This is a genomic window from Collinsella aerofaciens, from assembly GCF_964283865.1.
GTDB lineage: Bacteria > Actinomycetota > Coriobacteriia > Coriobacteriales > Coriobacteriaceae > Collinsella.
Map to the genome: position 1 here is coordinate 310,195 of NZ_CAXYLS010000001.1, position 8,796 is coordinate 318,990.

Consider the following 8,796-nt stretch of genomic DNA (forward strand, 5'->3'; position numbering starts at 1 on the left):
AGCCGAGCACCATGGCACAGAGCACTTCTTCTACCGGCAATCAGCCGCTGATTGAGCTCAAGCACGTCGATAAGCACTATGGCGATCTGCACGTCCTCAACGACATCAATCTCTCGGTCGACCGCGGCGAGGTCGTCGTTGTGATCGGCCCCTCGGGCTCGGGCAAGTCGACCATGTGCCGAACCATCAACCGTCTGGAAACCATCGACTCGGGCGAGATCCTCATCGAGGGCGAGCCTCTGCCGCAGGAAGGCAAGGATCTTGCCCGCATGCGCGCCGAGCTAGGCATGGTGTTTCAGCAGTTCAACCTGTTCGCACATATGACCGTGCTGCAGAACGTCATGCTGGGACCGGTCGACGTGCTGGGCGTGTCCAAGGACGAGGCCCGCGAGCGCGCCATGGACCTGCTGAGCCGCGTGGGCGTTGCCGAGCAGGCCGATAAGGTGCCCGCACAGCTCTCGGGCGGCCAGCAGCAGCGCGTAGCCATCGCCCGCTCGCTTGCCATGCAACCCAAGGCCATGCTTTTTGACGAGCCCACGAGTGCCCTTGACCCCGAGATGATCAACGAGGTGCTCGAGGTCATGGTCCGTCTGGCCCAGCAGGGCATGACGATGATCGTCATCACACACGAGATGAACTTCGCCCGCCGCGTGGCCGACCGCGTCGTGTTTATGGCCGACGGCCAGATCGTAGAAACTGGCACGCCCGACGAGTTCTTCGACCACCCCCAGACCAAGCGCGCCCAGGACTTCCTCAACTCCATCAAGGGCCACTAGCCCAATTGCCACGCGGGCAAATTCATCACCAGCGTTTGTCCCACGTCACCCCTGTGCCATGTCCACCCGGATTCGAAAGCCACACCCATGATCGGAACCCGCACCTCATCGTCCTACACTCCGCACGTCGACGTCAATCCCGCCGACCGCCCGCTCATCCTGGTAGCACCACGCTGGGAAGAAGCGAAACCCTATTTGAGCGAGACGCTCTCCCCCAACGAGGAGATTGCGAGCGTCTTTGTCGATGCCATCCTTGCCGCCGGCGGCCTGCCGCTGCAGATGTCCATTACCGAAGACGTCGATGTCATCCGTCATTACGTGGAAATCGCTGACGGTATCGCCATTCCCGGCGGCCCGGACGTCAACCCCAAACGCTGGGGCGACGAGCGTCCGTACGACCCCACGCTGTGCTGCGAAATTCGCGACCGCTTTGAGTTTAAGCTGGTTAACGAGGTGCTTCGCGCCAAGAAGCCGCTCTTTACCACCTGCCGCGGCACGCAGTTGCTCAATGTCGCCACTGGCGGCACCCTGTGCATGGACGTGCCGAGCCTGGGTGCGCGCGAGGGCCGAACGCAGTGGCGCCACACCCACGTGCTCAACGACCCTGTGCACCCTGTCGAGGTCGTGCCGGGCTCGCTGCTGGAGCGCGCGGTTGGCGGGCACGGGCTGATCCAGACCAACTCGGCACATCACTGCTGCGTCGATCGTCTGGGCAAAAGCACGCGCTTGGTCGCCAAGGCAACTGACGGCGTTCCCGAGTGCATCGAAGTCGAAGGCCAGCCTTTCTGCCTGGGCGTGCAATGGCACCCTGAGTACACGTGGAAGACGCTCGAGACCGACTTTAACCTGTGGAAGTCGTTTGTCGAGGCAGCGACCAAGGTTAAGCAGGCCCGCTAGCTTACGAACCACACCGGCTAAAACCATCCATGCCAGGGGGGGCGGACACCAACTACGGTGCCCGCCCCCTGTATTTGATATGCTAGGTCCACTAACCCGTCAGGCAATTTCAATCACCTCATCGCATGCCGAAATAAGCACAGGGTCGTGCGTAGCGATGACCGTGATATGTCGCCCCTTTCTTTCCTTAAGGATTTCGATAAACGCCTGCTTGCTCTGACTGTCAAGTGCAGATGTCGGCTCATCAAACATCATCACGTCCGGGTTTTTCAGCAGCTGGCGAATTATCGCTATTTTTTGTTTCTCCCCCCCTGAAATGTTGTTCTGCTTATCGTCCAGCTCGACATCAAGTCCACCACTTGAATCGACCATCTTTTTAAGCCCCATTCTCTCAATGAGGCTCTCAAGGTCACGCTCTTCAGTGCTTCTGCAGCAAAGAGTTAAATTGTCCCGTATCGACCCCTCGGTCAGGGGCGGCTCCTGCTCAGTAATCCCGATATTGCGCTTCCGCAGCGCATAACGGTCCAGAGAGCTCAGGGGCTTGTCGTTAATCCAAATATCACCCTTGCAGTTTTCTGGATCGCAACCGCTTATCACATCCAACAGCGTGCTCTTACCGGAACCGTTCGGCCCAACGATTCCGTATACCTTTCCTTTTTCCAAAGAAGCTCGAATGTCTCTGAACGCGGTTTTTTCAGACCCAGGATAGCTATACGCCAGCTCGGAACAGCTCACCTCGTAAACATCGGCGAGGATAATGGCCCCATTTGAGTCCTCTGGCATGTCCAGCAAGCGCCGCAAACGCTCGTAGGATACTTTTGACGTTTGATAGTCCTTGCCCAGCGCAAGGAAGAATTCAATAGCCGAAGAATAATAGGAGTAATAGCTTAGCGCCGTCATAAGATAGCCGGGCAGCAAATTGCCGTCGAGAACTTCCTTTGCGCCCAGGATCAAGATTCCACCCTGTGCCAAAGATGTGACGACAGTGTTGGCAAACGTAAAGGTCGCATTAATTTGCTGGTTCTGATAAACGCAACGATATAGCTCTGCAAAAGAGTGCTCAAGCCTTTGCTTGAAAACCTCGAATAGAACATGTCTGCGGATAAATTGTGCGTTGCTAAGCTGCTTCTCCAGATCGGAAAAGAATCGAGCCTCCTGCTCTTGAGCCTCGAAACTTCTTGCGAACAAACACTTTTTGAAAAGCGAATAGACCGCGCCACCTATTATGCCAAGAGCCATACACAGCATTGCCAGGTGACCGTTTATGGTCGCCAGGACAACAAACACCACAAGCAACGTCACTATATTGCTCACGCTTTGGACACTTGCGTTTATAACAAATATCACCAAATCGTTAGCGTCATGATTAATCTGTTGGTTGTAATATGAGGCATCAAAATTAGAAAAGAAGGCCCGTGGTAGCCTTTGAACGTGACTTATCACCTCTTCATTCAATGCAAATCCCACATGTGTTTGCAGATCGACATAGACCAGCTCACTGACGCAATTCAAACCGGCTCGCACAATACCCAGCGCTGCTATCTCAGCGCCGATGGCGATTGCGCTTTCCCCATCTCGCGCGACACCGACAAAGTTGTTGACCAGTTGTCCCGTCAGAAAAGGAATTGCGAGACCAACCATAAGCGAGAGCAGGCACATTAGAAGATAGGTTATATACTTTGGATTCTTGATTATTGTTCTTGCGCAGAGATTAAACATGAGCTGAATCCAGTTCCGAAAGCAATCGCTGAGCCTTCTCGGTCAAAATCATTCGTTGGCGCACCTGATACCTTTGAGATACGCACTGTTTTGACCCTCCATGAAGAGCGTGATTAGGGCAACCTCCCATACATGAGGGATAGGCAAAACACTCTTCACACTCATGATCGCTCGGCTCATAGTTTAGCCATTGGACCAGCTGAGCATTCATCCTCGGCCCTTCGGCAAGCGTACCGACGCAGCGTTCACGCATCCCGATTTCGTCCCAACATTTATAAAGATAGCCCTCCGGATCCACTACAAACGACCCTGCACAAACGGCGCCACAAATAGCCGGATTAAAGCGCACCGTCAGGTCAACGTAGAACCCCCTATCAACTGCATGACTATAAAAGTCCAGCTCTTCCCGAGAAAACGCCTCCATCGAAAAACAACTACTGTCACTTGGGCACGTATCGTTAATATTGTCGACAGGCGCCAGATAGAATCCAACCTTGTTTTTAAGGCCCTTTTCCTCGAGTGCATCCAGCAAATCGCCAGCACCGGCAATGTTATGGGCATCGACATTGCACCTGATAGAAATATCCAACAGATGCGTGACTTTAGAAACGTTGTCTAGAATCGCATCGTACGTCGGCTGTCCGTTCCGCAAGAACCGTCGAGAATCGTGGTCCTTTCGAGACCCGTCCAAGGTTATTTGAGCCATCTTGACGTCACAAGCCGCGAGAGTCTCGGCCACTTCTGGCGTCAGAAGATATCCATTTGTAACGATGGATGCCGAATAGGAGCACTCTGGATTAAGGATCGCCTTTATACGCTCCGTAAGCCGCTGAATTTTATCGACTTGCAGCAACGGCTCTCCACCATACCAACCGATCTCAAGCTCGCTCAGCCCCCGTGAACGCTCCTTCACGAATGAGACAAGCCGGTCTTCAACCTCCGGAGTCATTGTCGTTTTGCGTTGTCCTTTTTCATAACAGTATGGGCAACAGAAGTTGCACTCCAATGTCGGGGCTATCGTCATGCCTAGAGAGCGATTGGAAAATCGAAGAAGACGGCCTATCGCCTTCATTTCCTCTTTTTCGTCACGATCATCTTCTAACAGCATTCCTCCTTGAAGCAACGCTTCGCGCAATTCATCTGGCTCCCATTCGGTTCCCGATACCATGCGGCACATACTTTCTGCATGTTGTTTATCCAACGAAAGGATCGCACCGGTCTTCGCATTCATCACCAGCGTTCTTTCGCCGTGGTTTTCAATCAAGTTGTATTGAGACGGCCTCATATGATTATCCCTCACAAACAATCAAAGAAATCTCGACCGCAATTGGTCGACGGTAAAGCAAATGGCAAGAACGCTTGTTACGTTAATCAGGCAGTCAATTAAAATCGAGGTGCATTGACTATCCTCCAACGGGGTCACGCCGCAAATCCACATGAGCATCGAGGACGGAAACGGAAGCATGGAATTGGCTCCGACCTGTATGTAGATCGTTACGACGTTGACAAGCAGCAGCATGCCAATAGGACCGAAGCCGGACCCAAAATAGGAAACAACGATCACGCAAGAGACCACATATGCAAGGCAGACGGCACTCGCCAGAAGAAGTCGATCGCAAAACATATTCAGGTTGAAACACTGTTGAGCATCCAAAACGATTGCACAGTTAAGACAGTACAAAACGACACTTGACAGGACAAACGCGCCCAATAGGGCGAAAGAAGACAGCACCGTTCGCGCAACGGTAACGCACGCCCGCTTCCCTCCCCGAGCCTCCGACAGCCCCCACGGTTCCTCGACAAAGCCCGAACTAACAAAGCGCGGCACAATACAAGCCGCGATGAACAGAAAGAACAATGCATGAGCCAACGGGGCCACGTTGAACAGCAAGCCGCGAAAAACCTCTGCATTACCAAATAGAAGGGCGTCCTCTGCCGACAGTTTAAGCGTCGGGTCTGGGAAAAAGCCCAAGAAACTGCCCTCGCGGAGGCTACAGAACCACATCGGGAAAGAATTAAGCTGCAATATCACCATACACGCATAAATTGCCAGGATTAAGACGTACGTCCATTTGCTCACATGCTTCAATTCTGAATGGAGGAACCTTTTAATCTGACGAGCCATTGAGCACACCTCCGACACGACAGGTCACGAGAGCGTAAATCAATACCGATAGACAGCTGGCTGCCACGCCATAGCCCAGAAGCGCCAGGTGCCCCATATCGCTATACCCAAGGGCACATCCGACCCCTAGGTACGGCCCAGGAAGGAAGAAGATCCATCGCAAGGATGGTATAGGTGCCTGAAGGAAGGTTCCGTAGAGCGTCAAGCTCATGACAAATCCAATTATTATTACAGCCCCGCTCAATACAGCGCTGCCTGTAATCCGATAGATGGTCATCGTCTCCAACGCAACCGATATCACCAATACGGCGTTGATTATCATCGCAGGAAAAAATGCAGCCAGCATGCCGTGCGTGTAGTTTTGCTCCCCACGCATTATGGCTATTGCAAACAAAAGAAGGCAAAGTGCGCTATATGCTGCACCGACTATTAAAGCAGACGAAAGCACATGTGCCAGAGCCCCATTAAAGCGGGCGAGACCTCTTGCTGAAGAAATTCGGTATCCCTCTTTATAGCCATGCTCCTGTAAAAGCACCAAACAAACGATGAGTGGAACGAACAGGGATGTACCGGCAAAAGCGCTGCGCGCAAGGGACTCATCAGGCGCAGAAGGATCGATTGCATTCCAGAGGAAACCAATATCCTCCCCACAAACGCCATAGCCAAAGCCTAGCAACGTTGCTCCGTTATTTAAAAAAACACCGAAGAGAAGACCGCACGCCAACATAAGCGTAAGACCAAACTGCGCCGGAAACATCCTGTGTAGACGCATCATATCTGCCTTTATGGGATGGATCGCCCGCTTCATAGCGAGACCGCGTTCATCAAGCGCCTGTAATATTCTTTTAGGGACGACGCCTCATCCCTTATGACATCCATCGATTCCTTTTTCAGCAGTTCACCGTCATGAATAAACACGCAACTTGTTGCAACCGATGCCAACTCATCCAAATCATGGCTAGAGATGAGCATGGTCTTACCCTGTTCTCGATTCAATCGGCCGATAAGGGCCCATATACTCTCGATGCCCAGCGGGTCCAACCCATTTGCCGGCTCATCGAAAATTAGTACGTCGGTGTCGCCCAACAAAGCCGTAGCTATATCCAGTCGCCGTTTCATTCCCAGAGAAAAACTGCTCACGCTCTTTTTCTCATCGACGTCCAGCCCGACTAGGCCCAAGACGCGAGGAACCTCACGTGTCTCATCGAGCCCCCATTCCGCACATCGGATCCGAAGATTCTCCACCGCACTGAGGGATTGGTATGCTCCGCTGGAATCTGGCACATAGCCGACACGCGTCCGCATCAGGCTCAGCTCTTTTTTCGACTTGCCTCCAAAGAGCTCCACGCTCCCCGACGATGGCTCACAGAGGCCCAGCACTATTTTAATAAGCGTGCTTTTGCCCGCCCCGTTTGCACCAACAAGGGCGCAAAGTTCAGACTGATTCACCTCGAAGGAAACGTCATGCAACACACGCCGTTTTCCATAGCGCTTTGACACCTTTGATAGCTTTATCGCTGATGCGCTCATTGGCCTCCTATTCTGCTTGATAACAAAACCGCTGCTGCCAGACTGTCGCCTGGCAGCAGCCGCAACTGCTAGAAATTAACAACACACAAGTTTTTGCTGCAGTTATTGACGCAGACGCGTGCTCCACAGAATGCCTTGCAGTAACCGTTGCACCCACCACCGGGGTCCACATAACTCGGCTTTACAATCCAGCTCATATCGTTCCTCCTTTCTTTTATCGTTCGTTCTTGATGTTATTGTTTGCCGATAACTTATATTTGTCAAGATAATTAATAAACAAAGAACCCGTGTTAGACACGGGTTCCGTTACACTGATATTTCGTTATAGTTGTTCTTTTTATGCTACTCGTCGCTCAAATCTACAGCGAAGACCGATGTCGGAAGCGACACCTCATTGCCTCTGCCATCCCGCATCTGCCTCACGGCATTCTTCGCGCGCTCGACAATAAGTTCCTCGAGCTCCTTCTCGCTCACGCGCTGAATAATATCTCCCGGTTGACAATCAAGCTCATCACAGATTTCAAGAAGCGTCTTAAGACGAATAGCTTTAATTTTTCCGTTTCTTAGCTTAGAAATATTAGCCGGAGTATGCCCCGTGGCACGAATCAGATCAGAGCTGGTCTTTCCGGTCTTAAGCAGCTGCGTCTCAAGCTCGATGATGAGATAGCTCATGTTTCCTCCTACACAAGCTCGTCAGACTGCTCCTGGAGCAGCGAGGCATAGCTCCAGATCACCGAGACAAACAAACAGACGGCCGCGCCGATAAGCGACCCCGCGTCAAAGGCAACGCCCTGGCAAATCGCGATAACGAAGGAATGAGGCACGACGCAAAGCTCCAGCCCACCAATGGTAAGATTGACCGATCCATAGGCACCAACAAGCGAAACCGCGGCGTTAACAGCAAAGGCAAGCGCGAGAACACGGATAAGCCGCACATGCGCCCTGGTAAAGGGCGATACGCCCCGCGAAATGTCACGGCTGATTCCGCACAAAACGACAAGCGAAATACCCATGACAAGCGCCATGCACAGTCCGCTTGGGATAACGATGCACCCGCCATTGAGAAGCGTCACAACACCGAAAGAATCGACAGAAGCAGCGTTTGCAACCGCATACCAGATCACGTAAACAACCAACGCGGCGAAAGCGACGAGCATTCCCGCAAAAACGACCGCCATGCAAAAGCCAAGCTTCCTTACAGTCTCGCCCGCCTTGGCCATACGCTGAACGCTGTTGGACATATACTCACCCTCATCGAATCTATCGTTATCGGAATAGTTTATCGAACAACGATATGGATTGCATGTACAAAGCCCAGCCGGTACGCATAGGTTATTTACTAATCCGAAGGGTGAGAGTGGATTTTTGGACACGTATCGAACGAGAGTGGATAATCTCCCACTTTGAGGCCGGGGACTGCGGACAAAAAGTTGGACCGTCAAGGTCCGGTTTGGAGTCCGCATGACATACAGTAGAGCCGTAGTAGAGAGGGCCGGGGAGCTCCGCCGCTCCGGGCTCTCGTGCAGGGAGATAGCCCGGGAGCTCGACGGGCCGAGCAAGAGCGCCGTCGCGCGCTGGACGAGGTCCGTGGCCGCGGGCGGAACCGTCGGGAGGGCGGTCGCGAAGATGGAGTGTTAGCGTCAATATATTTTTCACCATTTTCACCAACGTATTTTCGCCAATCGCGCCAACGCGGATGCGCCGGATTCGCCAACGCGGATGCGCCGCTTTCGGCGTCTAGGCTCCCTC

Annotated in this window: 9 protein-coding genes; 2 read left to right on the forward strand and 7 right to left on the reverse strand. The window is 52.9% G+C overall.

What is annotated here, in order from left to right; genetic code table 11:
* The first annotated feature begins 11 nt into the window (after positions 1 to 11).
* Together ACRX4W_RS01390 and ACRX4W_RS01395 are read left to right on the forward strand one after the other, a co-directional pair.
* The gene (locus ACRX4W_RS01390; protein ID WP_035137613.1) at positions 12 to 776 is read left to right on the forward strand and encodes an amino acid ABC transporter ATP-binding protein; all 765 of its coding nucleotides are present in this window, start codon (positions 12 to 14) and stop codon (positions 774 to 776) included.
* An 87-nt stretch (positions 777 to 863) separates the two neighbouring features.
* Positions 864 to 1,673 (forward strand): gamma-glutamyl-gamma-aminobutyrate hydrolase family protein, encoded by an 810-nt coding sequence (locus ACRX4W_RS01395; RefSeq protein ID WP_349124872.1) that lies wholly within the window; start codon positions 864 to 866, stop codon positions 1,671 to 1,673.
* A 99-nt stretch (positions 1,674 to 1,772) separates the two neighbouring features.
* Here the strand turns inward: ACRX4W_RS01395 and ACRX4W_RS01400 are convergent, their stop codons facing one another.
* From ACRX4W_RS01400 to ACRX4W_RS01430, 7 genes are all read right to left on the reverse strand, one after another.
* Positions 1,773 to 3,392 carry an ATP-binding cassette domain-containing protein gene (locus tag ACRX4W_RS01400; RefSeq protein ID WP_118081108.1) on the reverse strand — a complete coding sequence of 540 codons (1,620 nt, stop codon included), beginning with the start codon at positions 3,390 to 3,392 and terminating at the stop codon, positions 1,773 to 1,775.
* A complete protein-coding gene (locus ACRX4W_RS01405) occupies positions 3,385 to 4,677 on the reverse strand; it encodes a radical SAM/SPASM domain-containing protein (RefSeq protein WP_118081110.1) in 1,293 nt (430 codons plus the stop codon). Before ACRX4W_RS01405 ends, ACRX4W_RS01400 begins: the two co-directional genes overlap by 8 nt.
* A gap of 21 nt (positions 4,678 to 4,698) precedes the next feature.
* A complete protein-coding gene (locus ACRX4W_RS01410) occupies positions 4,699 to 5,517 on the reverse strand; it encodes a hypothetical protein (RefSeq protein ID WP_432298942.1) in 819 nt (272 codons plus the stop codon).
* Positions 5,501 to 6,325, reverse strand: coding sequence for a hypothetical protein (locus tag ACRX4W_RS01415; RefSeq protein WP_055251648.1), 825 nt, complete (start codon positions 6,323 to 6,325; stop codon positions 5,501 to 5,503). Before ACRX4W_RS01415 ends, ACRX4W_RS01410 begins: the two co-directional genes overlap by 17 nt.
* Positions 6,322 to 7,047 (reverse strand): ABC transporter ATP-binding protein, encoded by a 726-nt coding sequence (locus ACRX4W_RS01420; RefSeq protein ID WP_118081114.1) that lies wholly within the window; start codon positions 7,045 to 7,047, stop codon positions 6,322 to 6,324. The genes ACRX4W_RS01415 and ACRX4W_RS01420 overlap by 4 nt, the downstream gene beginning before the upstream one ends.
* Positions 7,048 to 7,389: 342 nt before the next feature.
* Complete coding sequence (locus ACRX4W_RS01425) at positions 7,390 to 7,719, reverse strand: helix-turn-helix domain-containing protein (RefSeq protein WP_055251651.1); 330 nt, start codon at positions 7,717 to 7,719, stop codon at positions 7,390 to 7,392.
* A gap of 8 nt (positions 7,720 to 7,727) precedes the next feature.
* A complete protein-coding gene (locus ACRX4W_RS01430; protein ID WP_055251653.1) occupies positions 7,728 to 8,288 on the reverse strand; it encodes a hypothetical protein in 561 nt (186 codons plus the stop codon).
* Positions 8,289 to 8,796 lie beyond the last annotated feature (508 nt).